Origin of the sequence: Sodalis praecaptivus, from assembly GCF_000517425.1 — a bacterium.
GTDB classification, from domain to species: domain Bacteria; phylum Pseudomonadota; class Gammaproteobacteria; order Enterobacterales; family Enterobacteriaceae; genus Sodalis_A; species Sodalis_A praecaptivus.
The window spans coordinates 3,695,168-3,721,168 of the sequence record NZ_CP006569.1; the positions used below are offsets into that span (position 1 = coordinate 3,695,168).

The 26,001-nt window shown below is 60.6% G+C and carries 24 protein-coding genes; 7 read left to right on the top strand and 17 right to left on the bottom strand.

The window, feature by feature from the left end; all coding sequences use genetic code 11:
- The 5 genes from SANT_RS16535 to mutS all read left to right on the top strand — a co-directional run bounded on the left by SANT_RS16535 (position 1) and on the right by mutS (position 6,788).
- Positions 1–1,284 (top strand): ABC transporter permease, encoded by a 1,284-nt coding sequence (locus tag SANT_RS16535; RefSeq protein ID WP_025423366.1) that lies wholly within the window; start codon positions 1–3, stop codon positions 1,282–1,284.
- On the top strand, positions 1,274–2,404 hold the full coding sequence (locus SANT_RS16540) for an ABC transporter permease (protein WP_025423367.1): 1,131 nt from the start codon (positions 1,274–1,276) through the stop codon (positions 2,402–2,404). Before SANT_RS16535 ends, SANT_RS16540 begins: the two co-directional genes overlap by 11 nt.
- A gap of 4 nt (positions 2,405–2,408) precedes the next feature.
- A complete protein-coding gene (locus tag SANT_RS16545) occupies positions 2,409–3,104 on the top strand; it encodes an ABC transporter ATP-binding protein (RefSeq protein ID WP_025423368.1) in 696 nt (231 codons plus the stop codon).
- Positions 3,091–3,576 carry a TlpA family protein disulfide reductase gene (locus tag SANT_RS16550; RefSeq protein WP_025423369.1) on the top strand — a complete coding sequence of 162 codons (486 nt, stop codon included), beginning with the start codon at positions 3,091–3,093 and terminating at the stop codon, positions 3,574–3,576. The genes SANT_RS16545 and SANT_RS16550 overlap by 14 nt, the downstream gene beginning before the upstream one ends.
- A 644-nt stretch (positions 3,577–4,220) precedes the next feature.
- A complete protein-coding gene (mutS, locus tag SANT_RS16555; protein WP_025423370.1) occupies positions 4,221–6,788 on the top strand; it encodes a DNA mismatch repair protein MutS in 2,568 nt (855 codons plus the stop codon).
- Positions 6,789–6,994: 206 nt separating this feature from the next.
- Here mutS and rpoS read toward each other — a convergent pair whose 3' ends face one another.
- The 13 genes from rpoS to cysG form a co-directional block, all read right to left on the bottom strand.
- A complete protein-coding gene (gene rpoS, locus SANT_RS24615; protein WP_025423371.1) occupies positions 6,995–7,984 on the bottom strand; it encodes an RNA polymerase sigma factor RpoS in 990 nt (329 codons plus the stop codon).
- Between the two features lie 51 nt (positions 7,985–8,035).
- Positions 8,036–9,148, bottom strand: a complete 1,113-nt coding sequence (gene nlpD / locus SANT_RS24620) for a murein hydrolase activator NlpD (RefSeq protein ID WP_038668711.1) — start codon at positions 9,146–9,148, stop codon at positions 8,036–8,038.
- Between the two features lie 205 nt (positions 9,149–9,353).
- Positions 9,354–9,980: a protein-L-isoaspartate(D-aspartate) O-methyltransferase gene (locus SANT_RS16570; RefSeq protein WP_025423373.1), complete on the bottom strand. Its 627-nt coding sequence runs from the start codon at positions 9,978–9,980 to the stop codon at positions 9,354–9,356.
- Complete coding sequence (surE, locus tag SANT_RS16575) at positions 9,974–10,735, bottom strand: 5'/3'-nucleotidase SurE (RefSeq protein WP_025423374.1); 762 nt, start codon at positions 10,733–10,735, stop codon at positions 9,974–9,976. The genes SANT_RS16570 and surE overlap by 7 nt, the downstream gene beginning before the upstream one ends.
- Before the next feature lie 289 nt (positions 10,736–11,024).
- On the bottom strand, positions 11,025–12,062 hold the full coding sequence (gene truD, locus SANT_RS16580; RefSeq protein ID WP_025423375.1) for a tRNA pseudouridine(13) synthase TruD: 1,038 nt from the start codon (positions 12,060–12,062) through the stop codon (positions 11,025–11,027).
- 8 nt (positions 12,063–12,070) lie between these two features.
- Complete coding sequence (gene ispF, locus SANT_RS16585) at positions 12,071–12,547, bottom strand: 2-C-methyl-D-erythritol 2,4-cyclodiphosphate synthase (protein WP_025423376.1); 477 nt, start codon at positions 12,545–12,547, stop codon at positions 12,071–12,073.
- Positions 12,548–13,267 (bottom strand): 2-C-methyl-D-erythritol 4-phosphate cytidylyltransferase, encoded by a 720-nt coding sequence (ispD, locus tag SANT_RS16590; protein WP_025423377.1) that lies wholly within the window; start codon positions 13,265–13,267, stop codon positions 12,548–12,550.
- The gene (gene ftsB, locus SANT_RS16595; RefSeq protein WP_025423378.1) at positions 13,267–13,584 is read right to left on the bottom strand and encodes a cell division protein FtsB; all 318 of its coding nucleotides are present in this window, start codon (positions 13,582–13,584) and stop codon (positions 13,267–13,269) included. The genes ispD and ftsB overlap by 1 nt, the downstream gene beginning before the upstream one ends.
- 157 nt (positions 13,585–13,741) lie before the next feature.
- Positions 13,742–14,089, bottom strand: coding sequence for a DUF3561 family protein (locus SANT_RS16600; RefSeq protein WP_025423379.1), 348 nt, complete (start codon positions 14,087–14,089; stop codon positions 13,742–13,744).
- Positions 14,090–14,148: 59 nt separating this feature from the next.
- Complete coding sequence (cysC, locus tag SANT_RS16605) at positions 14,149–14,769, bottom strand: adenylyl-sulfate kinase (RefSeq protein ID WP_148296364.1); 621 nt, start codon at positions 14,767–14,769, stop codon at positions 14,149–14,151.
- A complete protein-coding gene (cysN, locus tag SANT_RS16610; RefSeq protein WP_025423381.1) occupies positions 14,769–16,196 on the bottom strand; it encodes a sulfate adenylyltransferase subunit CysN in 1,428 nt (475 codons plus the stop codon). Before cysN ends, cysC begins: the two co-directional genes overlap by 1 nt.
- A 12-nt stretch (positions 16,197–16,208) precedes the next feature.
- The gene (gene cysD, locus SANT_RS16615; protein ID WP_025423382.1) at positions 16,209–17,117 is read right to left on the bottom strand and encodes a sulfate adenylyltransferase subunit CysD; all 909 of its coding nucleotides are present in this window, start codon (positions 17,115–17,117) and stop codon (positions 16,209–16,211) included.
- Between the two features lie 11 nt (positions 17,118–17,128).
- The gene (gene cysG, locus SANT_RS16620) at positions 17,129–18,544 is read right to left on the bottom strand and encodes a siroheme synthase CysG (protein ID WP_025423383.1); all 1,416 of its coding nucleotides are present in this window, start codon (positions 18,542–18,544) and stop codon (positions 17,129–17,131) included.
- 220 nt (positions 18,545–18,764) lie between these two features.
- On the opposite strand from cysG, the gene SANT_RS16625 reads away from it, so the two are divergent.
- Positions 18,765–19,832, top strand: a complete 1,068-nt coding sequence (locus tag SANT_RS16625) for an aminopeptidase (protein ID WP_025423384.1) — start codon at positions 18,765–18,767, stop codon at positions 19,830–19,832.
- Positions 19,833–19,949: 117 nt separating this feature from the next.
- Here the strand turns inward: SANT_RS16625 and SANT_RS16630 are convergent, their stop codons facing one another.
- The 3 genes from SANT_RS16630 to cysJ are packed head-to-tail and all read right to left on the bottom strand — an operon-like array spanning position 19,950 to position 24,214.
- Entirely contained in the window at positions 19,950–20,684 is a 735-nt protein-coding gene (locus SANT_RS16630; protein ID WP_025423385.1) for a phosphoadenylyl-sulfate reductase, read from the bottom strand.
- Positions 20,685–20,699: 15 nt separating this feature from the next.
- Entirely contained in the window at positions 20,700–22,400 is a 1,701-nt protein-coding gene (gene cysI / locus SANT_RS16635) for an assimilatory sulfite reductase (NADPH) hemoprotein subunit (RefSeq protein WP_025423386.1), read from the bottom strand.
- Complete coding sequence (gene cysJ / locus SANT_RS16640; protein WP_025423387.1) at positions 22,400–24,214, bottom strand: NADPH-dependent assimilatory sulfite reductase flavoprotein subunit; 1,815 nt, start codon at positions 24,212–24,214, stop codon at positions 22,400–22,402. The genes cysI and cysJ overlap by 1 nt, the downstream gene beginning before the upstream one ends.
- A gap of 337 nt (positions 24,215–24,551) precedes the next feature.
- Here cysJ and queD point away from each other — a divergent pair, with 337 nt between their 5' ends.
- On the top strand, positions 24,552–24,914 hold the full coding sequence (queD, locus tag SANT_RS16645) for a 6-carboxytetrahydropterin synthase QueD (RefSeq protein WP_025423388.1): 363 nt from the start codon (positions 24,552–24,554) through the stop codon (positions 24,912–24,914).
- A gap of 266 nt (positions 24,915–25,180) precedes the next feature.
- Here queD and queE read toward each other — a convergent pair whose 3' ends face one another.
- Positions 25,181–25,852, bottom strand: coding sequence for a 7-carboxy-7-deazaguanine synthase QueE (queE, locus tag SANT_RS16650; protein WP_025423389.1), 672 nt, complete (start codon positions 25,850–25,852; stop codon positions 25,181–25,183).
- Positions 25,853–26,001 lie beyond the last annotated feature (149 nt).

Below are 26,001 nucleotides of genomic sequence, written 5' to 3' on the forward strand. Positions count from 1 at the left end.
ATGTTGTGGCGCATGCTGCGTCAGTCCTGGGGACACCATCTCCGGCGTAAAGGGTTGGCGGTATTGACGGTTTTTCTCGCCTCCAGCCTGATTTCGGCGCTGCTGGCGGTGTCCATCGACATTGGCGATAAGATGTCGCGGGAGCTGAAATCCTACGGGGCCAATATTTTAATTGAACCGGCCGGACAGGCCGCGCTGCCCGCCGTATTCAGCGAAAAAAGCAACCCGCTGTCCGGCCAGGACTTCCTCGATGAAGCCGAGTTGGCCAATATCAAGGATATTTTCTGGCGCAACAATATCGTCGGTTTCGCGCCGATGCTGGCGGGCGACGTCAAGATCGGCTATCGCGATGTCCGCGTGCTGGGCACCTTTTTCAACCAACCGGTGGCCATCCCCGACGAAGAGGGGTACCGCACCGGCCAGCAAACGGTGAGTCCGTTTTGGCAGGTCACGGGCGCCTGGCCGCAGGAGCCGGCGGACCAGACGGCGCAAACGCTGGTCGGTCAGGCGTTGGCCCGCCGCACCGGCTGGAAAGTCGGCGATCGCCTTTCGTTGCGCGCCGACGGCGCGACGCGCGAGGTGAGTGTCAGCGGCATCTTGTCCAGCGGCGGCGAGGAAGACAACCAATTGGTCATGCCGCTCGCCGTGGTGCAGTCGTTGCTGGGACTGCCGGGAAAAGTGCAGGCCATTCGCGTCTCGGCGCTGACGGTGCCGGAAAACGCGCTGTCCCGTCGGGCGCGCGAGAACCTGGACGCCCTGAACGCCGAGGAATATGACCTGTGGTATTGCACCGCTTACGTCTCCTCCATTGCGCACCAGCTCCAGGAGGCGATTTCCGGGGCGGAGGTGCGTCCGGTTTGGCAGGTCGCCGCTTCGGAAGGGGTGGTCATAGACAAAATCCAGCTGCTGATGGCGGTGGTGACGCTGGCCGCGCTGGCGGCGGCGGCAATGGGTATTGCTTCGCTCATGACCAGCACCATCATGGAGCGCGCCCGGGAAATCGGCTTGATGAAAGCGCTCGGCGCCAGACCGTGGCAAATTCTTTTGCTGTTCTATCTTGAGGCCGCCACCAGCGGTTTTATCGGCGGTGCCCTCGGCTGCATTGCCGGCTGGGGGCAAGCGCAGGCCATTGGCCTGATGCTGTTTGGATCGCCGCTGAATTTTGCCTGGATAGTGGTGCCCTGCGTGTTGGTTATTGCGGTTCTGATTGCGTTAATCGGCACCTGGTTCCCGGCCCGGCGCATCGCCCGTCTTTATCCGGTGGAGGTGCTGTATGGCCGTTAAGCGCAATCTTCTCTGGCTACTGGTCTGGCGAGCCTTGCGTCTGCGTTTGCAGCGTGTAGGCGTCGTGTTCGTGGCCCTGACGGTCGGGGCCACGATTGTGACGGCGCTCTCTGCCGTCTGGTTCGACATCAATACCAAGATGAGCGAAGAGCTGCGCACCTTCGGCGCCAACTTCTATCTCGGCCCGGGGCACGGCGTCAGCCTGCCGCAGCAAGAGCTACAAACCATTATCGACCAGGCGCCCGCCGGACTGATTCACGGCGCCAGCCCGTGGCTTTACGGCATGGCGCGAACGGAACTGGAGAAGGTGGTCATGGTCGGCGTAGAGTTCGAGTCGCTGCAAAAACTGGTGCCTTACTGGCAGGTGACGGGGAACTGGATTGGCGTCTCATTTGACGATCGCAACGCCATGGTGGGCGTCAAGCTGGCCCAACGTCTGAACCTGAAGCCCGGCGATAGCCTGACGCTGGTCGATCAGCAGACGCGCAAAAAACTGCTGGTGAAAGGGATCGTGGAAGCGGGCGACGCCACCGACAATATGCTTATTGTCAGCCTGGACGTGGCCCAGGCGTGGCTGCATATGCCGGGAAAAATCACGCACGGGTTATTGAGCGTCAGCAACGACGTGGGTCAGGTTGACAGTTACGCCCGGCGCCTGCAGCGTCAATACCCCGACCTGGACATCCGCCCGGTGCGTAAAGTCTCCGCCGCCGAAGGACAGGTGCTCGATAAGATCAAGGGGCTGATGGGGTTGGTGTCGGTGGTGATCCTGGCGCTGTCGTCGCTGTGCGTCAACACCACATTAATGGCGATCGTGGGCGAACGCGCGCGGGAGTTTGCGCTGCAAAAAGCGCTCGGCGCCAGCAACGGCGATATCATCCGTCAAATTTTGCTGGAAACGAGCATTATCGCCCTGGCGGCGGTGGTGAGTGGTTGGGTGCTGGGTTATCTGCTGGCGCAACTGCTGGGGCTGACGGTATTCAATTCCGCCATTGCCCTGCGGCTGCCGGTATTGCCCCTTACCCTGCTGTTGTCTTTGCTGGTCGCGGTGCTCGCGGCTATCGTTCCGGTGCGGCGCGCGGTCAGTGTCGAGCCGGCGAAAGTGCTTAAAGGAGAGTAGTGCCATGTCCGTAATGCACCTGCCCCAAATGGCGATTGAAACTCGCCATTTGTCTAAGCGATTCGGTGAGGTTATCGCCCTCGAGGATATCAATCTGCACATCGCGCGCGGTGAGTTTGTGGCTATCATGGGCGCGTCGGGTTCCGGTAAAACCACCCTGATGAACATTTTAACCTGCCTGGATACCGCCAGCGAAGGTCAGGTACTCCTTGAGGGTACCGACGCGGCGGGTCTGGATGAAGAAGGACGGCGCCGTTTCCGGGCGCAAAAAATCGGCCTGGTGTTTCAGCAGTTTCATCTGATTCCGTTTTTGACGGCGCTGGAAAATGTGATGCTGGCACAGCATTACCACAGCGTGGTGGACGAAGCCGCCGCCAGAGCCGTGCTGCAACAGGTCGGCCTGGGCCATCGCGTCACCCATTTACCCAGTCAGCTTTCCGGCGGCGAACAACAGCGCGTGTGTATCGCCCGGGCGCTGGTTAATGAACCGCCGGTGATTTTCGCCGATGAGCCGACCGGCAACCTGGACGAAGAAAACGAGCAGCGCGTACTGGATTTGCTGCAAGACCTGCGCCAGCAGGGGCGTACCATTGTACTGGTGACGCATAACCCGGCGCTCGGGCACGTGGCCGATCGCATCATACGGTTGCAACACGGAAAATACCTCGGCGAGGAGAAAAACCATCATGCTATGGCGTAGCGGGCTACTCGTTTTGCTGCTGGCGCTGCTCGGCGGCTGCAAAGAGGAGACCCTGGCGCAGGGCGAAATCGCCCCGGCGCTGGCGGCATTTGATATGCAGGGTAAAGAGGCCAGCCTCGACCGCTGGCGGGGGAAAAGCATCTATCTCAATTTCTGGTCCGCCAGCTGCGGCGGCTGTCTGGCCGAGATGGACACGCTGGAAGCGCTCAGCAAGCGCTGGGGGGAAAAAGTGATGGTGGTGGCGGTCAATACCGATCCCGCCTCGGTCCCGCTTGAGGCGCTGCTGGCCCAACACGCCATTACCTATCCGGTATTGCGCGATCAGCTCAATATCACTCAAGAGCGCTATCGGGTGATTGGCACCCCCACCTCGGTCATGATTGACGCCCAGGGTCGCGTGCTTGACCTGCACCAGGGCGCGCGCCCGCTGCCGGAACTCCAGCAAACGTTTATGCGCCTGGCGCGTCAGTGAGCGTCCAGGGGGAATGCTGCCCCCTGGAACCGCGCATACGCCTTATCCCCTACGCCCACGCGGATAAAGCGGACGGGAAAGGGTGAATAATGTAACTCATTATCTTAACTGGAGCGGGATAACCCCGCTTATCACCGTAATGTTAAGCGGCTGCGTGCCCAGGGCGCGCGAACGCCCCGGCGAAGACATCCGTGTGTGACGAGTGAATTACGGCCGCGTCAACGCCTGCGGGCCGATGTTAACAAACCGCCTGGCATCGCAAACGAAACCGTCCGCCGGCAAGGGCCATACAGGCCGTCAGGATAGCGCGAATCGTACCCTGCGCTCGTCACCGCGCTTTTTACATTGTCGACGCCATCAGCTTGCCGCCTGATTGACCGCGCTCAACGGCCGCTCTTGGTCTGCTGGGGCGGCGCTTGAGCCAGGCATTTTTGCCCGTTCAGGCGTATTTGCGGGACGTCTTCCTTTTTTAACTGTGACAGCGGATTAGTGGCTGGGCTAGTATAGCGTTGGAAACGGACCGCCCTCGCCAGACGAGTGCAGCAGGGTGAGACTAGCGGAGGCTGAAGCCAGCATCGTGATACTCAATAACAATAACGAAAATCACTATAACGACTAATTCAATGGATTAATTCAACATGTCGATGAATGACACCAAAAATCTCGATTCACACACCCCGATGATGCAGCAGTACCTGAAACTGAAGGCGCAGCACCCGGATATCCTGCTGTTTTATCGAATGGGGGACTTTTACGAGTTATTTTATGACGACGCCAAACGCGCGTCGCAGCTGATGGACATCTCCCTGACCAAACGGGGCGCTTCCGCCGGTGAACCGATTCCCATGGCCGGCGTCCCCTATCATGCGGTCGAAAATTATCTGGCCAAGCTGGTGGCGCTGGGGGAGTCGGTGGCTATCTGTGAACAGATAGGGGATCCCGCCACCACCAAAGGGCCGGTGGAGCGTCGCGTGGTCCGCATCGTCACCCCCGGCACCCTAAGCGACGAAGCGCTGCTCAACGAACGCCAGGACAACCTGCTGGCCGCCCTCTGGCAGGCGCCGCAGGGCTTTGGTTACGCAACGCTTGATATCACCTCGGGCCGCTTCCTGGTCTCGGAGCCGGCGGACCGCGAGGCCATGGCCGCGGAACTCCAGCGCACCAATCCGGCCGAGCTGCTCTATCCCGAAACGCTGGAGGATATGACGCTCATTGAGCACCGCCGCGGCCTGCGGCGCCGCCCGCTGTGGGAATTCGAGCTGGATACCGCCCGCCAGCAGCTCACCATGCAGTTCGGCACCCGCGATTTAACCGGCTTTGGCATTGAGCGGGCGCAGCTGGCCCTGCGTGCCGCCGGCTGTCTGCTGCAATACGCCAAGGATACGCAGCGCACCTCGCTGCCGCACATCCGCGCCGTCACCCTGGAGCGGCAGCAGGACGGTATCGTGATGGATGCCGCGACGCGGCGTAATCTGGAGTTGACGCAAAACCTCAGCGGCGGCGGCGAAAATACGCTGGCGGACGTGCTCGATCGCACGGTCACGCCCATGGGCAGCCGGATGCTGAAACGCTGGCTGCACATGCCTACCCGCGAGCTCACTACCCTCACCCACCGCCAGGAAACTATTCGCGCATTACAGGATCAGGTGGCGGATCTACAGCCGCTGCTGCGTCAGGTCGGGGATTTGGAGCGGGTGCTGGCGCGTCTGGCGCTGCGTTCGGCGCGTCCGCGCGATCTGGCGCGCATGCGCCATGCCTTTGCCCAGTTGCCGGCCATGCAAACGCTGCTCGAGGGCAAATCACATGCCTATTTGCCGCAGTTGCTGGATCGGGTCGGAGAATTCGAGACGCTGCGCGATTTGCTGGCGCGGGCCATCATCGAGTCGCCGCCGGTGCTGGTGCGCGACGGCGGCGTCATCGCCCCGGGATACCATGCCGAACTGGACGAATGGCGCGGTCTGGCGGCGGGCGCGACCGATTATCTCGACCGTCTTGAGCTGCGCGAGCGGGAAAAAACCGGGCTGGAGACGCTGAAAGTGGGCTTCAACGCCGTGCACGGCTATTTTATTCAGCTCAGCCGCGGTCAAAGCCATCTGGCGCCCATCCATTATGTGCGGCGCCAAACGCTGAAAAACGCCGAACGCTACATCATTCCTGAGCTGAAGGAATACGAAGACAAGGTCCTGACCTCGAAGAGCAAGGCGCTGGCGTTGGAAAAAGCGCTGTATGATGAGCTCTTCGATCTGCTATTGCCCCACCTGGCGGCGCTGCAACAAAGCGCCGCGGCGCTGGCGGAGCTGGATGTGCTGTGCAATCTGGCCGAGCGCGCTGAAACGCTGAACTATGTGTGTCCAACGCTGGACGCCCGGCCGGGCATTTATATCACCGGCGGCCGCCATCCCGTCGTGGAGCAGGTGCTGAGCGAGCCCTTTATCGCCAATCCGCTGATGCTGACCGATGCGCGGCGTATGCTGATCATTACCGGGCCCAACATGGGCGGTAAAAGCACCTATATGCGCCAAACCGCCCTGATCGTGCTGTTGGCGTATATCGGCAGTTTTGTTCCGGCCGAGCAGGCCGTCATCGGGCCGGTGGATCGCATCTTTACCCGCGTCGGCGCCGCGGACGATCTGGCTTCCGGCCGCTCCACCTTCATGGTGGAGATGACCGAAACCGCCAACATCTTGCACAACGCCACGCGTCAGAGTCTGGTGTTGATGGATGAGATCGGCCGCGGTACCTCGACCTACGATGGGCTGTCGCTGGCCTGGGCCTGCGCGGAGAATCTGGCCGGCCGCATCAAGGCCATGACCTTGTTCGCCACGCACTATTTCGAGCTGACTACCCTGCCGGAGAAAATGGAGGGGGTGGTCAACGTGCATCTGGACGCGGTGGAGCATGGCGACACCATCGCTTTCATGCACAGCGTGCAGGAGGGGGCGGCCAGCAAGAGTTACGGCCTGTCGGTGGCGGCGCTGGCGGGGGTGCCGCGGGAAGTTATCAAGCGCGCGCGCCAGAAGCTCAGAGAATTGGAAACGTTATCCAGCGGCGCGGCGACAGCCAGCGTGGACGGCTCGCAGCTCTCGCTACTGCAACCGGAAGAGCCGCCTGTTTCGCCGGCGGTCGAGGCGCTGGAAAATCTGGATCCCGACGCGCTTTCGCCGCGCCAGGCGCTGGAATGGCTGTATCGGTTGAAAAAAATGATCGGCTAGCGGAGCCGCGGCAAAAAAAAACGGTGAGGATGACCTCACCGTTTTGGTTGCTGCCGGTGCGAAAACTGACTCACGCCGGCGGACGTGATAGGTTGGCGCCCTTCGGCGCCAGCGACAGAACTATTCCAACACACCTATTCCGATTACAGCGCCTCGCAATGCGCGACGAAACGGCGCTGCCATGATGTCACGGAATGACGCTGCGATTATTCGCGGAACAGCGCTTCGATACTCAAACCTTGACCCTGCAGGATCTCCCGCAGACGACGCAACCCTTCCACCTGAATCTGACGCACGCGCTCGCGGGTCAGACCGATTTCACGGCCAACATCTTCAAGCGTCGCGGCTTCATAGCCCAGCAGGCCGAAACGTCTGGCCAGCACTTCACGCTGCTTGGCATTCAGCTCGAACAACCACTTAACAATGCTCTGCTTCATGTCATCGTCCTGCGTGGTGTCTTCCGGACCGCTGTCTTTTTCATCGGACAGAATATCCAGCAACGCCTTCTCGGAGTCGCCCCCCAGCGGGGTATCCACCGAGGTGATACGCTCATTCAGGCGCAGCATACGGCTAACGTCTTCCACCGGCTTATCCAGCTGCTCGGCGATTTCTTCCGCGCTCGGCTCGTGATCGAGCTTGTGCGACAGTTCACGCGCGGTGCGTAAATAGACGTTCAGCTCTTTCACGATATGGATCGGCAGACGGATAGTCCGGGTTTGATTCATGATGGCCCGTTCGATCGTCTGGCGGATCCACCAGGTGGCGTAGGTCGAGAAACGGAATCCTCGTTCCGGATCGAACTTCTCAACCGCACGTATCAGACCGAGGTTGCCTTCCTCGATTAAATCCAGTAACGCCAGTCCGCGATTACTGTAACGACGGGCAATTTTCACCACCAGCCGCAGGTTGCTTTCGATCATCCGGCGACGTGAGGCAATATCACCCCGAAGTGCGCGCCGTGCAAAGTAGACCTCTTCCTCAGCGGTAAGAAGCGGGGAGTATCCAATCTCGCCCAGATAGAGCTGCGTGGCGTCCAGAACACGCTGGCTTGCCCCCTGAGACAGCAGCTCTTCTTCGGCTAAATCATTATCAGCAGGCTCATCGACTAGCGCCTTCTCGTCAAATGTTTCAGCCCCATTCTCATCGAATTCGGCCTCTTCATGTAACTCGTTAACTTTCAGCGTATTTTGGCTCATAGTGGCTCCTACCCGTGATCCCAGGACAGAACGTCGAGACATTCCGCCAATTTATCGCTGCGGAAGATAACGCAGCGGGTTTACGGATTTCCCCTTGTAACGAATTTCAAAATGCAATCTGGTTGTGCTGGTTCCGGTGCTACCCATGGTAGCGATTTTTTGCCCCGCCCTGACTTCTTGTTGTTCTCGGACCAGCATCGTATCGTTGTGGGCGTAGGCGCTCAAGTAATCATCATTGTGTTTGATAATGATGAGATTACCGTATCCCCGCAAGGCGTTGCCGGCATAAACCACTCTGCCGTTGGCGGTCGCCAAAATTGGCTGTCCTCGGGAACCGGAGATATCAACCCCTTTGTTACCGCCTTCTGCGGCGGAAAAGTTATCAATGATCTTCCCATCCGTCGGCCAACGCCAACCGGTGATTGCCGTGCTGCCAGACGCCGTAGCGGCTGGTGCCGTGCTGGGTGCTGCAACCGGCGCGGTTGTGGTAGCAACGGTGCCGGCGGTAGGTAACATTTTGCCATTGGATGATGGCAACATTTTCCCTACACTCTGTTTACTTGAACTTTCAGAATAACCATTGTTTTTATTAGAATCAACACTTGATTCTGTCAATGGTGTATTCGCGGTAGGAACGGGCGCTACCACGACGCCGGTATTGGCCTGATTGGCGTTGGACGCCAGGACGGTTCCCGCCGGCGCATTGCCGGTAATCGGCGTGGTTCCGTTACCTACCTGCAAAGTCTGACCTACGTTGAGACTGTAAGGTTCCGGGATATTGTTCCTTTGCGCCAAATCCCGGTAGTCGTTTCCAGTAATCCAGGCGATATAGAACAGCGTATCGCCACGTTTTACCTGATACGTCGCGCCGGAATAGGACCCTTTCTGAATGTTGTCATAGCTCCTATTGTAAACAATATTTCCTTGTGGGGAGACATTCACCTGGCTCTGCGCACCCCCGCTGACCGCGGCCGCTGCGCGCGGCTGGCCCAGCTGCGGCGCACTCTCGACGGTGGCGGCATTGCCGCTGTAGCCGCCGGCGTCGTTACCGCCGCCCACGCTGCTTATCGGTGCGCTGGTTTCATTGTTGGCGCATCCCGCCAGCCACATACTCGCCATGGCACAGACCGCAACGCGGCGCCACGCGCACTTCGGGCTTCCCATGCTCAATTCTCCCCTATGGCAGCAACGCCAGTCATCATTCCAAATAGGCCAGACATTATGTGTTATACATCCTTTTAATGCTTATTGTCCCAGTAACAGGAGCATTTTCAGCTATTTCTGAGATAATAATTATACTGCCGTTAATGCTAGCAACAACCGGTCGCGCACGCCATTAAACACTTGTATAGAAATTTAAGCGTCGGCGTCAGGCCAGTTCACCTTTCACCAGCGGCACGAATCGGACTGCCTCCACGGTGTCAACCACGAACTCCCCGCCCTTGCGCCGCACCCGCGTCAAATGCTGCTGCTCTTCGCCGACCGGCAGCACCATCACGCCGCCATCATCCAGTTGCGCCATCAGCGCCTGGGGAATTTCCGGCGGCGCCGCCGTCACGATGATGGCGTCAAACGGCCCGCGTGACGGCCAGCCCTGCCAACCGTCGCCGTGACGGGTAGAGATATTATGTAAATCAAGCAGTTTCAGCCGGCGCTTAGCCTGCCACTGCAATTTTTTGATCCGCTCCACCGAACAGACGTGCTTCACCAAATGGGCCAGAATGGCGGTCTGATAGCCGGAGCCGGTGCCGATTTCCAGCACCCGCGATTCCGGCCGTAGCGCCAGCAGCTCGGTCATACGCGCCACGATATAAGGTTGGGAAATGGTTTGCCCGAGCCCGATGGGCAGCGCGGTGTTATCGTAGGCTTTATGCTCGAAAGCCTCGTCGATAAAACGTTCGCGCGGCACCGCCTCCATCGCCTGTAGCAGGCGTTCATCGCGGATGCCTTGCTGACGCAGCTGCGCCAGCAACGTCTGCGTGCGTCCGTCTACCATGGAGCGAGCCCCTCGGTATCGCCGAGCCAATCGCTCAGCACGGGCAGCGCGGCGTTGGCGGTGAGATCCACCTGTAGCGGCGTCAGTGAGACATAGCCCTGACTGACGGCCTCGAAATCGGTGCCCGGCCCTTCATCAAACGAGCCGGCCGGGGGGCCGATCCACAGCATCTCGCGGCCGCGCGGATCCGTCTGGCGGATGACTTCGCTGGCGGGATGACGGCTGCCGCAGCGGGTCACTTTGCAGCCCTTGATTGACGATAGCGGCAGGTCGGGGACGTTGACATTGAGGATCTTGCCGGTGCGCAGCGGCGCGCGGGTCAGCGCGCGCAGCAGGCGACAGGTGACGGCGGCGGCGGTGGCGAAATGCCGGCTGCCGTCGAGCGACACCGCCAGCGCCGGATAGCCCAGATGACGCCCTTCCATCGCGGCGGCGACGGTGCCGGAATAGATGACGTCATCACCCAGATTCGGCCCGGCGTTAATGCCCGACACGACGATATCCGGGCCGGGACGCATTAAGGCATTGACGCCGAGATAGACGCAATCGGTGGGCGTGCCGGAGAGGATAGCGATATCGCCGTTGGGCTGGGTTTGCGTGCGCAGCGGCGCGTCCAGCGTCAGCGAATTGGACGCGCCGCTGCGGTCACGGTCCGGCGCCACAATCTGCACGGTGGCAAGCTGGCGCAACGCGACCGCCAGCTGCTGAATGCCCGGCGCACGAATGCCATCATCATTGCTTAAAAGTATGCGCATAGTGTTTTTTGACTTTATAAGAAAATCACCCGCACCACGCCGCCCTGCGGTGAAAGGCAAAAAACCGGCCTGGCCCGCCGCCGGTCAGCAACACCGGCGAAAGATCAGGGCGGGAATATAAAGCAATAATGGCATGAAACGTCACCGTGGTGAAGCCGGCAATTCAGTGGTTGCAGCAAATTTAGCCGTTGCGCGACGTGCCTCTCGCGTCGGTGAAGTCGCGCGCTGACCGCGTCGGGAATGCGCCAGCTGAAAGGTTTCGTGCTGGCGTCAGCGGGCCGGCGGCGGACTAGTGGGCGATATCGGCGGGAGCGTCCAGCAATTCACGCACTACCGCTGTGGCATAACTGCCGGCAGGCAGGCTGAAAGAAAGCGTCAGCGTCGCGGGATCTTGCCAGCGCCAGCTTAACCCTTCTGGCTGAAGCAGCAGCGCGCGCCGCGCGGGCGTTAGCCGTTCACGCGCCAGCAACGCCATCAGCGCCGGCTGCGTCGCGAGGCAGGCGTGTTCAAACGCCTCGGCTTCGTCAAGGGCGCCCAGTGCGCCCTCCCCCGGCATCGGCGCCGTTAGGGAGAGCTCCCTCGCCGCCAGCCGCGCGGTCAACGCCGGCATCTCCGCGGTGCTTGCCACAAACCAACTACCCCGGCCGGTCAATTGCAGGGCGTCCCCGTTCAATAGACGCGCCGGCCCCAACTGCGCCAAGCGTTGGCTGACCACCTTATTGAACAACGCGCTGCGGGCGGCAGAAAGCGTAAAGCTGCGTTTGCTGCGGTCTTTGATGCGCAAGGCGTTATTCGCCCAGCGCAGCGCTAGCGTCAGATTATTGCCCTGATGACCAAAGCGCTGATGGCCGAAATAGTTTGGCACCCCTTCATCGCAAATGCGTTTCAGCCGCGCCTCCACATCCTCACCATCGCTTATCTCACGTAGCGTCAGGGTAAAGGCGTTGCCCTTGAGGGCGCCGATACGCAGTTTACGTCGATGGCGGGCGGCGGCGAGGATAGTGCAGCCGGCGAGTTTAAAGGCCGCGAAGTCGGGATCGCTTTTGCCGGGCAGATGCAGGCAAAACCACTGTTCGGTGACGGCGTGGCGATCTTTAAGCCCGGCGTAGCTGACCGCGCGGGCGGGGATGCCGGCGAACGCCGCCAGCGCTTCGGCGACGTCGGGCGTGTTGTAGCCGGTTTTACGCAGGTGCACCAGCAGGTGCTCCCCTTCGCCATCGGGCGCGAAACCAAGCTGCTCGCGCACCTGGAAATCCGCCGCCTCGGCCTTCACGCGACCGGTCGCGGCGGGCTTGCCGAGCAGCCAATGCAGCCGGTGATAATCCAGGTCGTCGGTCATGCCGTTCGCACCAGTAGCGCTACCGCCTCGCAGGCGATGCCTTCGCCGCGGCCGGTAAAGCCCAGCCGTTCGGTGGTGGTCGCCTTGACGTTGATATCATCCATATGGCAGCCGAGATCTTCGGCGATATGCACGCGCATTTGCGGGATGTGCGGCGCCATCTTCGGCGCCTGAACGATAAGGGTGATGTCCAAGTTGCCAAGACGATACCCTTTGGCCACAATCCGCCGCCAGGCTTCGCGCAATAGCGCGCGGCTGTCGGCCCCTTTGTAGACCGGATCGGTATCGGGAAATAATTTGCCGATATCGCCGAGGGCGGCGGCGCCCAGCAGGGCATCGGTCGCAGCGTGCAGCGCCACATCGCCATCGGAATGCGCCAGCAGACCCTGCGGATAAGGGATACGCACACCGCCGATAATAAGCGGGCCTTCGCCGCCGAACTGGTGCACGTCGAAACCGTGTCCGATACGCATTTACGCGCTCTCCGTATTAGCCAATTGAGAAAAAAAGAAGCGGGCCAACGCCAAATCTTCCGGGCGGGTCACTTTGATGTTATCCGCGCGCCCCGGCACCAGCAGCGGCGCGTAGCCGCAATGCTCCAGCGCCGAGGCTTCATCGGTCACCGTCGCGCCTTCCGCCAGCGCCCGCTCCAAGCAGTTTTTCAGCAGATCGCGCGCGAACAGCTGTGGGGTTAGCGCATGCCATAAATCCTGGCGCTCAACGGTGCTGGCGATAATGTCGGTACCGGCACGCGCGCGTTTCATGGTGTCGCGCACCGGCGACGCCAGCAGCCCGCCCACCTCGGTGTGCGCGGTGATCGCCAGCAGGCGGCGCAAATCGTCTTGATGCAGGCAGGGACGCGCGGCGTCATGCACCAGCACCCAGGACGCCGTGCGCACGCGGCGCAGCGCGGCCATCACCGAATCGGCGCGCGCTTCGCCGCCGGTGACCACGTGTACCCGCGGGTCGGCAGCCACCGGAAGTTGGTGATACCAGCGATCCGCGGGACTTATCGCCACGATCGCCTCGCGGATGCAGGGTTGGCGCAGCAGCGCGTCGATCGCGTGCTCAAGCAGGGTTTTGTCGCCGATGGTGAGATATTGTTTGGGCAAGGCGGTCTGCATACGGCTGCCGATTCCGGCCGCCGGCAGTATAGCGATTACGTCAGGGACAGGCCCCACTGATAAGGTCATTATTGATTGTCTTGCGTTGCGGGCGCCGCCGGCTGCCGTTTCGCCTGCTCCGGTACCAGGCGATAGAAGGTCTCGCCCGGCTTAATCATGCCAAGCTCGTTGCGTGAGCGCTCCTCGATAGCTTCCTGGCCACCGTTGAGATCGTCAATTTCGGCGAACAGCTGATCGTTGCGCGCTTTGAGCTGCGCGTTATTGCTTTGTTGTGCCGCGACGTCGCTCTCAACGCGCACCAAATCGTGCACGCCGTTTTTACCCAGCCACAGTGAATACTGCAACCAGCCAAGCAATACTAATAATAGCAGCGTAAGTTTTCCCATCCCGCCCCCTGAATGACGGCATAATCATCCCATAACTTACGGCCGGACTCCACACCGGCCGGCAAATACCGCGGCAAAACCACCAAAAAGCCGGCAGTTGTGGGACTTTTTTACCGATTTTTTACGCTTTGTTACCGGACCGGGGGCATCGAGGCGCTTACCACCCCGAGAGAAAGGTAAATACCAGCCAGAACAGGCAGAACACCGACAGGCCGGTGACCAGCACCGTCAGCCATAATTTGCCGCCGAGCAGCACGCTAAAGACTACCCCCACCAACACGCACACCGGCAGCAGCGCCAGAAAAAACGGCCAGGTGTAGAGCAGGAAAAACAGGGCATTGGCACCAAATTGCAGGATAGGCACGGCAAAAGCCAGCCAGTAAAAGATAAACCCGGCGATGCCGCCCCACAGGGCGTATGGCGGCTCATCCCGGCGAAGCGCACGGTCAGGCGCTAGGCTGAATTTGAAAGGAAGAGCGCGTTTTATCTCGGTAACGTTCGGCATCAAGACCTGTCTCTGGCTGGTAAACGCCGGCGAAGGTTCCCCTTTCGCCGGCAGCGCATTCAGGACTCGATAATAACGCGCTCATCCAGCAGATCTAATAATCGGCCGGTCAAATTTGTTACCAATTGTTCGCCGTCCAGATGCAAATCCGGCCGCTGCGGCGCCTCGTACACCGCGTCGATACCGGTGAAATTACGCAGCTCGCCGGCGCGGGCTTTTTGGTATAACCCTTTCGGATCGCGCGCCTCGCAAACGGCCAGCGGCGTATCGACAAACACTTCGATAAAGCGGCCGGCGGGCAGCATATCGCGCACCAGCTGCCGCTCGGCGCGGTGGGGGGAAATGAAGGCCGTCAGCACAATAAGGCCGGCGTCCACCATCAGCCGCGCCACCTCGCCCACCCGGCGGATATTCTCGCGTCGGTCATCATCGCTGAAGCCCAGATCGCGGCACAGGCCGTGGCGCACGTTATCGCCGTCCAACAAATACGTACTGACGCCCCGCTGATGCAGCGCCTGCTCCAGCGCGCCGGCCAGGGTGGATTTCCCCGAACCGGACAGACCGGTAAACCACAGCACCGCGCCCTGGTGTTTATGCAATGCCTCGCGATCCTGGCGGGTCACCGGGTGCGGGTGCCACACCACATTTTCATTAAGCGGAAGCCCGGCGTCGGCGGCCATCATTTACCTCCCAGCAGGTCGCGCGCGCCCCAATGGGGGAAGTGGCGCCGCACCAGCGCGTTCAGCGCCAACTCGAATTCACCGTAGGTGCCGGGTTCACGATAAACGTCCTCTAGCGGCTGGCGTACCATGCCGGCGCCGACGGTGACATTGCTCAACCTGTCGATGAAAATCATGCCGCCGGTAGTCGGGTTATCGGCATACTTATCCAGGATCATCGGTTCATCAAACGCCAGCTCTACCAGGCCGATACCGTTTAGCGGCAGACTGTCCGCCACGCGCTGGGTCAGCGTATTGATATCCACCTGATACTGGATATTGTCCACCCGCGCACGGGTTTTCTTGCCGGCAATCTTGATATCGAAACTTTGGCCCGCCACCAGCGGCTGGTCGGTCATCCACACCACATCCACCTGGGCGTTTTGCACCGCCGGCAGCGTCTCGCTGGCGTCCACCAGCAGATCGCCGCGGCTGATGTCCACCTCATCCGCCAGGACCAGCGTAACCGCTTCGCCGGCCCAGGCCTCCGTCAAATCGCCGTCGAAGGTCACGATGCGGCTGATAGTGGAGGTTACGCCGGACGGCAGCACCTGTACCGCCTGCCCCACGCGCACGACGCCCGCCGCCACGGTACCGGCGTAGCCGCGAAAATCCAGATTGGGTCGGTTGACGTACTGCACCGGGAAGCGCATCGGCTGCCGCTCGTTTAGGTTGACCACCTCCACCGTTTCCAGCACGTCCAAGAGCGTGGGGCCGGCATACCAGGGCATGTGGGTGGCCGGTGCGGCGACGTTATCGCCCTCCAGCGCCGACAGCGGCACAAAAGTGATGTTCAAATCCACCGGTAACTGTTCGGCGAAGCGCAGATAATCCTGGCGGATACACTCGAATACCTGCTGGTCGAACGCCACCAGATCCATTTTGTTCACCGCCACCACCAAATGGCGGATGCCTAACAGGGTGCTGATAAAGCTGTGGCGCCGGGTCTGGTCCAGCACCCCTTTGCGCGCATCGATAAGCAGGATGGCCAGGTCGCAGGTCGAGGCGCCGGTGGCCATATTGCGGGTGTATTGTTCATGGCCCGGCGTGTCGGCAATGATAAATTTGCGTTTTTCGGTCGAAAAATAACGATAGGCGACATCAATAGTGATGCCCTGCTCGCGCTCGGCCTGCAGACCGTCCACCAGCAGCGCCAGATCCAGCTTGTCGCCCTGGGTGCCGAGGCGCTTGCTATCGGTGTGCAGCGTCGATAGCTGATCTTCGTAGATTTGTCGGGTATCGTGCAGCAGGCGGCCTATCAGGGTGCTTTTGCCGTCATCGACGCTGCCGCAGGTCAAAAAACGCAGCAGGCTTTTATGCTGCTGGGCGTGCAGATACGCTTCTACCCCGCCCTGCTCGGCGATTTGTTGGGCTATGGCATTGTTCATGTCGATGGCTCCTTAAAAATAACCCTGACGCTTTTTCATTTCCATCGACCCGGACTGATCGCGATCGATCACCCGGCCCTGACGCTCGCTGGTGGTGGAGACCAGCATCTCCTCGATAATGTCAGGCAGGGTCTGCGCGCTCGACGCCACCGCGCCGGTCAGCGGCCAGCAGCCGAGCGTGCGAAAGCGCACCATGCGCTGTTCGATCACTTCGCCCGGCTGTAGGTCGATACGGTCATCGTCCACCATCATCAGCATGCCGTCGCGCTCCAGCACGGGCCGTTTCTTGGCCAGATACAGCGGGACGATTTCGATGTTTTCCAGAAAAATGTATTGCCAGATATCCAGCTCGGTCCAGTTGGAGAGCGGGAACACGCGAATACTCTCCCCCTTGTTGATCTGACCGTTATAGTTGTGCCACAGCTCCGGACGCTGATTTTTCGGATCCCAGCGATGAAAGCGATCGCGGAACGAGTAAATACGCTCCTTGGCGCGGGATTTCTCCTCATCGCGCCGGGCGCCGCCAAAGGCGGCATCGAAGCCGTATTGATTCAGCGCCTGCTTCAGGCCTTCGGTCTTCATGATATCGGTATGCTTGGCGCTGCCGTGAACGAAGGGGTTGATGCCCATCGCCACCCCTTCCGGGTTTTTATGCACCAGCAGCTCGAAACCGTAGGCCTTGGCGGTGTGATCGCGAAACGCATACATTTCGCGGAATTTCCAGCCGGTATCCACATGCAGCAGCGGAAACGGCAGTTTGCCGGGATGAAAGGCCTTCCGCGCCAGATGCAGCATCACGGACGAGTCTTTGCCGATGGAGTACATCATCACCGGATTGCTGAATTCGGCAGCCACCTCACGGATAATATGGATACTCTCAGCCTCCAGCTGCCGCAGATGGGTAAAACGTTGTTGATCCATAAATGACATCCTTACGCCAGATTGACCACCGACGCGCGCTTTTGCGCCGCCAGGTTTTGCTGACCAAACCAATTGATTTCATGATGAAGGGCGACCACTTCGCCTATCACCAGCAGTGCGGGGGTCGGCGCCCCCTGCGCCAGTTGATCCAGCGCCGCCAGGGTCCCCGTTTGTACGTACTGGTCGCTGCGGGTCCCGCGGCTTATCACCGCCACCGGGGTTTGCGCCGACCGGCCGTGGCGAATGAGCTGGCTGCTGATTTCCGCCGCCTTGACCACCCCCATGTATATCGCCAGCGTCTGACGCCCGCGCGCCAGCGCCTGCCAATCCAGGGCATCGGCGCCGTCGCGCACATGCCCGGTAATAAAAGTCACGCTCTGGGCATGCTCACGATGGGTCAGCGGGATGCCGGCATAGGCGGTGGCGCCCGCGGCGGCGGTGATGCCGGGCACCACTTGAAAAGGGATGCCCGCTGCCGCCACGGCTTGCAGCTCTTCGCCGCCGCGGCCGAATATAAAAGGATCACCCCCTTTGAGCCGCACCACTTTTTTGCCCTGCTGCGCCAGCGTCACCAGCAGGCGATTGATCTCCTGCTGCGGCATCGACTGCTCGCCGGCGCGCTTGCCTACGCAGATCCGATCCGCATCGCGGCGCACCAGCTCCAGGATCTCTTGGCTTACCAGGTAGTCATACAGCACCACATCCGCCTGCTGCATCAGCTGCAGTCCGCGCAGCGTCAATAGCCCGCTGTCGCCGGGACCGGCGCCGACCAACGCCACCTCGCCTCCGTGTTCGGGGTCGGCAGAAAGAGCCTGCTCCAGCGCTTGCTCGGCCTGTTCCAGCCGTCCCTGCGCCACCAGACTGGCGAAGCGGCCATTGAGCGCTTTCTCCCAAAACCGGCGGCGGCCGGCCATGCTGCGGATCCGCTGTTTTACCCGACCGCGCCAGGCGCCCGCCATGGCCGCCATGGGGCCGAGAAAAGTCGGCAGCATCGATTCCAGTTTCTCGCGCAGGATGCGCGCGAGCACCGGCGCCGTACCGCCGGAGGAGATGGCCACCACGATGGGCGCGCGATCGATAATCGAGGGAAAAATGAATGAGCAGTACGGCTGGTCGTCCACCACGTTGGCCAGCAAATGGCGCTGTTCCGCGCACTGCGAGACCTGGGCGTTCAGCGCCGCGTCATCGGTGGCGGCAATGACCAGGAAGACGTCGTCCAGCATGGCCGGTTCAAACGATTCGCCTAGCCACGACAGGCCGCCGGCGCGGTGAATTTCCGTCAGTGCCGGGCATAACGCCCGCGCCGCCACTCTGATTTGGGCGCCGGCGCGCATTAACAGCTGAATTTTGCGCGCGGCAACATCGCCACCGCCAACCACCAGTACCGGACGTCGCCTGAGATCGGCAAATAGCGGTAAATATTCCACAGCAACCTTTCTATTCGTGTTTAGCAATATTATGACTATACGTCGACCATTTCTGGTATATGAAATTCTTAATTGGAATTTCATTTACCTTTATGGAATAACGACACCATTGACTTTCCAGCGAAGCGGGATTGTGTTGCCGCCGTCGCAGCCCCATACTATAGCCGACAGTTGCGCGGCCGAATATTGAGGCCGTTCCGGTAAACAAGGACTTTCCGTTATGCGTTACCCCGCTTGCCTGCGTGTTGCGTTCTGGCTCTTGGTCAGCGCGTTGCCGCCGCCGGCCGTCCAGGCCACCTCCACGCCTTCCCCTGAACGCTATGCCCAAGCGCAAACACGCGCTATCGCCACCTATTTTCCCGGCCGTATGGCGGGCAGTCCCACGGAGTTGCTGGCCGCCGAGCAGTTGCAGCAGCAATTTCGCGCGCTGGGCTATCAAAGCGACCTGCGCGCCTTCAATACCCGCTACCGCTACGGCACGCCGGGCGACAAAGTGGACTGGCGCCGCATTACCGCCAGCTCCACCATCGCCGCCAAAGCCGGCCAGGCCGGAAAAGGGGAAATTCTGGTCATTGCCCACCTCGACACTTACCTGCCGCGCGGCGATCGCGATCTGAACCTCAATCTGGGTGGTTTGACGCTACAGGGGGTGGACGACAATGCCGCCGGACTGGGTATCATGCTGGCCCTGGCGCGCGAACTGGGTCAGCTGCCGCTGCAGGTCGGCGTGCGTTTTGTCGCCTTGAGCGCCGGCGTTCCCGACCTGGCGGGCAGCCAGGAGTATCTGGACCGCATGTCGCCACGGGAGAAACAGCAAACGCGGCTGGTGGTGAATGTGCAGCAGCTGATCGCCGGTGAAAAGCTGCGCGTGGATTATCAGCTGCCGGCGGGCACCAGCGCGCTGTCGGCGCAGATCAACGCCCTGCGCGCGCAGGCCCGCCGCGCCGGCATACCGCTGCTGCTCAGCGAAGGGTTGCGCGATCGTCCGGCATGCCCGTCGCTGCTGCTGCCGTTCGCCCGCGCCGGACTGCCGGTGCTGGAGATGACTTCCGGGGTGGCCGGCGACAGCTGCCTAGAGCGGAAAGTCAGCGCCCACTTCCCGCAGGGCACGGTACGTTATCAGAGCCAGCGCGATAATGTATTGTGGCTTGACCGCCACCTTCACGGGCAGCTGGCGCGCCGCACCCGCGACAGCCTGATCCTGCTGCGGCCGCTGCTGCGCGATCTTACCGGCGCCGCGCAGACCAAAGCCGCGGCGAACCGTGACCGCGCCGGCAGGCAGGCCTAACGCGGCGCGCCGTTAGCCTTCATGCAGGCCGCTGCGGCGCGATCTTACCGGCGCCGCGCAGACCAAAGCCGCGGCGAAACGTGACCGCGTCGGCAGGCAGGCTAGCGCGGCGCGCCGTTAGCCTTCATGCAGGCCGCACTCGCGCTTCAGCCCGAAAAAGCGCGTCTCCTCCTCGCTCATGCCCGGCTCCCATTTGCGCGTCGTGTGGGTATCGCCCACCGACAGGTATCCCTGCTCCCACAGCGGGTGATAGCTCAGGCCGTGGCGGGTGAGATAGTGATAAACCTGCCGATTATCCCAGTCGATAATCGGCAGCAGCTTAAACACGCCGCGCTGGATCGCCAGCACCGGTAACCGGGCGCGGCTACCGGACTGCTCGCGCCGCAGACCCGCGAACCAGGTCCCGGCGCCAAGGGTCGCCAGCGCGCGGTTCATCGGTTCTACTTTGTTGAGCTGGTTATAGCGTTCAATACCCTCGACGCCCTGCTCCCACAGCTTGCCGTAGCGCGCCTCCTGCCAGGCGGGGGAGGTGTTGGCGCGGAAGATCTGTAGGTTAAGCCCCAGCGTCTCGGTCAGCTCATCGATAAAGCGGTAAGTTTCCGGGAACAGATAACCCGTGTCGGTCAAAATCACCGGAATATCCGGACGCTGGCGGGTCACCAGATGCAGACTGACCGCCGCCTGAATACCAAAGCTTGATGACAGCACCGCCTGCTCAGGCAGATGCTCCAGCGCCCAGGCGACCCGCTGTTCCGCCGTTTGGCTTTCCAACTGCTGATTAACCGCCGCCAGCGCCGCCGTTTGCTGCGTCTTGTCCAGCGCGGTTAATTCGCCGAGATCCCAATCGCTCATACCGTCACCCTCCGATTAATCGTAAAAGTCGCGCGCCGAATCCACTACCGGGCGCACTATGCCGGCCCGCACGACATAATCGCCGTAGGATTCACGCGGCTGGCGCTCACGCGCCCAGCGGCCTGCCGTGTCATCAATGATGCTCAGGATTTCGTCTTCGGTAATATTTTCCCGGTACATGCGCGGAATGCGGGTACCAATGCGATCGCCGCCCAAATACAAGTTATAGCGGCCAATGGCTTTACCCACCAGCCCGATTTCCGCCAGCATCGCGCGACCGCAGCCGTTCGGGCAGCCGGTCACGCGCAGGATAATCTCGTCGTCTCCCAGCCCGTGACCCGACATGATGTTCTCCACCTTACTGACAAACTGCGGCAGGAAACGTTCGGCTTCGGCCATCGCCAGCGGACAGGTGGGAAACGCCACGCAGGCCATGGATGCCTTACGCTGCGCACTGACATCATCGTTAATCAGCCCGTGGCGCCGCGCCAGCGCTTCGATAGCCGCTTTATCCTTCTTATCGACGCCGGCGATAATCAGGTTTTGGTTGGCGGTCAAGCGGAAATCCCCTTTATGGATGCGGGCGATTTCCGCCAGGCCGGTTTTTAGCGTGCGATCCGGGTAATCAAGGATGCGGCCGTTTTCGATAAACAGCGTCAGATGCCATTGGTTATCGATCCCCTTGACCCAGCCGAAGCGATCGCCGCGTTCGGTAAAAGCATAAGGGCGGATAGGGGCGAATTGAACGCCCGCGCGGATTTCCACTTCCTCGCGAAACGCGCCGACGCCTTCACGCTCCAGGGTATATTTGGTCTTGGCGTTCTTGCGATTGGCGCGGTTGCCCCAGTCACGCTGCGTGGTCACCACCGCTTCGGCGATTTTCAGCGTATCCTCCAGGGCGATAAAGCCGAACTCGCTGGCCTTGCGCGGATAGGTGCTCTTATCGCCGTGGGTCATCGCCAGGCCACCGCCCACCAGCACGTTGAACCCCACCAATTGGCCGTTATCGCTGATGGCGACAAAGTTCAGATCGTTGGCGTGCAAATCCACATCGTTCAGCGGCGGCACCACCACCGTGGTTTTAAATTTACGCGGCAGATAGGTCGGCCCCAGGATCGGTTCCTGGTCGGTGGTTTCGGTCTTTTCGCCGTCCAGCCAGATTTCCGCATAGGCGCGGGTTTTCGGCAGCAGATGTTCGGAGATCTTCTTCGCCCATTCCCAGGCCTGCCGATGCAGCACCGACTCGATGGGATTGGAGGTGCACATTACGTTACGGTTAACGTCGCCGGCGGTCGCGATAGAGTCCAGTCCCAGACGGTGCAGCAGTTGATGCATGCCTTTCAGCTTTGGCTTAAGCACGCCGTGAAACTGGAAGGTTTGCCGGGTAGTCAGGCGGATGCTGCCGTAGAAAGTCTCTTCGGCGGCGAACGCGTCGATGCCCAGCCACTGCTGCGGCGTGATCACCCCGCCCGGCAGGCGGCAGCGCAGCATCATATTAATCAGCGGCTCCAGCTTCGCCTCGGCGCGCTCGGCGCGCAGGTCGCGATCGTCTTGCTGGTACATGCCGTGAAAGCGGATCAACTGAAAATTATCGCCATTGAAGCCGCCGGTCAGCCCGTCCTGCAAATCCTGCGCGATGGTACCGCGCAGAAAATGGCTTTCGCCCTTTAACCGTTCGTTGTCGGAGAATTTGGCTTTCGGTTGTTGTTCGCTCATCAATAGACATCCCGCTGATAACGGCGCTCAATGCGCAGCTCACTTAAAAATTCGTCCGCTTGCTCAACATCCATGCCGCCGTGCTCGGCCACCACCGCCACCAGCGCCTGCTCGACATCACGGGCCATGCGGTTGGCGTCGCCGCAGACATAAATATGCGCGCCCTGCTGGATCCAGCGCCACACTTCGGCGCCCTGCTCGCGCACTCTATCCTGCACGTAGATTTTGTCCGCCTGATCCCGCGACCAGGCAAGACTGATTTTGGTCAGCAGCCCCTCTTTGACATAGCGCTGCCATTCCACCTGGTAAAGAAAGTCATCGGTAAAATGGGGATTGCCGAAGAACAGCCAATTTTGCCCCGGCGCGCCGTCGGCCTCGCGCTGCTGCAAGAACGCCCGGAACGGCGCGATCCCGGTACCCGGCCCTATCATAATCACCGGCGTGTTGGGATCGCTCGGCAGACGAAAATTATCGTTGTGCTCGATAAATACCCGCAGCTCATCGTCTTCCGCCAACCTGTCGGCCAAAAAGCCGCTGGCGCCGCCGGTGCGCGGCCGGCCATCGATTTCATAGCGCACCACGCCCACGGTAATATGCACCTCTTCGCCCACCTCCGCCTGCGACGACGCGATGGAATACAGGCGCGGCGTCAGCGGGCGCAGCAGCCCCAAAAGCTGCTCGGCGCGCAGTTCAACGGGCGCGCGGCGCACCATATCGACGATAGGCGTCGCAAGCGCAAATTGTTGCAATTGCGCTTTGTCCGCCACGACCGCCAACAGCGCCTCATCCCGCGCCAGGGCGGCATAGCGCTCTACGATGGCCGGGGTGTTTTGCGTTAGCTCATAATGTTTTTGCAGCGCCTCGCCAAGGGATAGCGTCTGCCCCGCCACCTCGACCGGCTCGTCGCCCTTAAGCCACAGCAGCGCCAGCAATTCGCCAATCAGCGCCGGATCGTTTTCATACCATACCCCCAGCGCATCGCCTGGCTGATAACGCAGCCCGGAATCCGCCAGATCGATCTCCAGATGGCGCACATCTTTGTGCGATTGCCGGCTGGTTATCTTCTGAGTCACCGACAAATGCGCGCTGAGCGGCGCCTCTTTGGTGTAGGGGCTGGAGTCCACTTCGTTGACATTGCCGCTGACCGCCAATTGCTGCTGCGCCGGACTGGCGATCGCCACCCGCGCCTTCAGCCGTTCCACCATCGCGGCGCGCCAGGCCTCGGCCTGCGACTGATAGTCCACATCGGCGTCCACCCGGTCGTGCAAACGCTGCGCTCCCAGCGCCGCCAGCCGGCTGTCGAAATCTTTGCCGGTTTTGGCAAAGTGCTCATAGGAGCTGTCGCCCAGGCCGAACACGGCGAATTGGGTATCCGGCAGCGCCGGCGCCTTTTTAGAGAAAAGATATTTATACAGCGCGATCGCCTCTTCCGGCGGATCCCCCTCGCCCTGCGTGGAGGTCACCACCAGCAGCAGTTTTTCCTGCGCGATCTGTTTGAATTTATAATCGCCCGCGTTAATCAGCACCACATCAAGCTGCGCGGCGATCAAATCATCGCGCAGTTGCTCCGCCAACCGGCGCGCGTTGCCGGTCTGCGAGGCGCTCAGCAGCGTAATCGGCGCCGCGGCGGCGGCCCCCTTAGGCTGTGCGGGCGCCACGGCGCCCGCGGGCTGGCCTTCCGCTACCCGTCCCCAAAAATAACCGGAAATCCAGGCCAGTTGCAGGGGAGAAAAATCACCGGTCGCTGCCTGCAAGCGATCCAGCTGCTCCGCGCTTAGCGGCAGCACTGTGGAAGGGAGGACCTGTTTCGTCATGGGGGTAGGAAGTTCCTTGGGCCGGCACGCCAGGCCGGGCAATAAAGACCATTAGAGTTTGTAAGGTTAACCACTCGCCGGTTTACAATAAAGGATGCGATGTGAATAATAAATAACTAAACATCATAAGGTATAAATAAGGTTAAACTTACCGGAATTACCGATAGAATAGCCCCCAGGATCCCCTGATCTTTAGGCGGGGATGACGCCGTCAGCCGCGCGGGCAGCGCGCCAAATCACCTTATTTTCCGTTGGAAGGGTTGCCGGCGGCGCGATCCATGGCATCATAGCGCGCTAACCGTTATTATGCAGTCAATGTAGTAGAAGAGAAGCGACAGTGATTACCACGTTATATAAAGATTTTACCTTTGAATCCGCCCACCGTTTGCCCCATGTCCCCGCGGGACATAAGTGCGGCCGACTGCATGGACACTCCTTTTTAGTGCGCCTGGAAGTGACCGGCGAAGTGGATCCCCACACCGGCTGGATTATGGATTTCGCCGACTTGAAGGCCGCCTTTAAACCCATCCTCAACCGGCTCGATCATTATTATCTTAATGATATCCCTGGTCTGGAGAATCCTACCAGCGAAGTGCTGGCGCAATGGATCTGGCAGCAGCTTAAACCGCAACTGCCGCTGTTAAGCGCCGTGACCGTCAAAGAAACCTGTACCGCGGGCTGCGTCTACCGCGGCCAATAAAGACGCCCTTGGCAAAGGACCCGCCCCGGCCGCTCGGGCAAAGTACCCTACCCTCACGGGGTTTGAAAATCACGACTTTCCGCGGGTTATCACAGCAGACCCATTTATGTCAATGGTTAGGGGAAAACAGCGTTTTCTTGCGGGTATCCGTCAGGAAGAACGCTAAAATGACCGGCCTACCGCGTTTATCGCTCTGATAATCGGAACAGTGATTTAGGGTTCTATCCTACGAGAAATGAAAGCATCAACACGGGGGCGGACCGCCTTTAGGCGATGTTGAGGTACTTGTGGGTTTGCATCGATAACCGCCAGTTACGGGCGATGCAGGTCTCGATACACAAGCGGGTGGCCGCCTCTTTCTGACTGATGGGCTGGAGCGCGATAACCCGCTGTTTTGTATCATGCAGGGTCTGCAACAGCGCATCCAACTCGTCGATATCGCGCTGTCGCGCCACCGGATGCTTGATTTCATCGCTGCGGCCCAGCGCCTGTGCCAGCACCGGCAAACCACCGCGCATATTGATTTTCGGCGACACCGTCACCCAGGTTTGCGGCGTGCAGTGAACCTCCTGGGTACCGCTGGTTTCAATCTGGCAGCTGTAACCCTGCTGTTCCAGGGCGTGGGTCAGGGGCATCAAATCATGCAAACAGGGCTCGCCGCCGGTTATCACGACGTGCCGGGCGGTCCAGCCCTGCTGCGCGATCATCGCGATCATCTCCTCCGCCGTGAGGCTGGCCCAGCGGCTGCTGTCGGCGGTCTTCAGCGGTATTTCCCCCGCCGGCACATGATCGGTCTCGTCCTGTTGCCAGGTATGTTTGGTATCGCACCAGCTGCATCCCACCGGACACCCCTGCAGACGAATAAAGATCGCCGGCACGCCGGTAAAATAGCCTTCGCCCTGGAGGGTCTGGAAAATTTCGTTAAGCGGGTACTGCATACATTTCTCGTGATGACGGCTGCGGATAAGACTGAGTATTGCCTGCCCGTCGGATATCGCCAGCGGGGGCCGCAGCTGTGAATAAAAAAAAAGCCCGCCGAAGCGGGCCGGAGCGCTTTCAGGCTCCGCTCCGGGGCGGTTGCACCCAG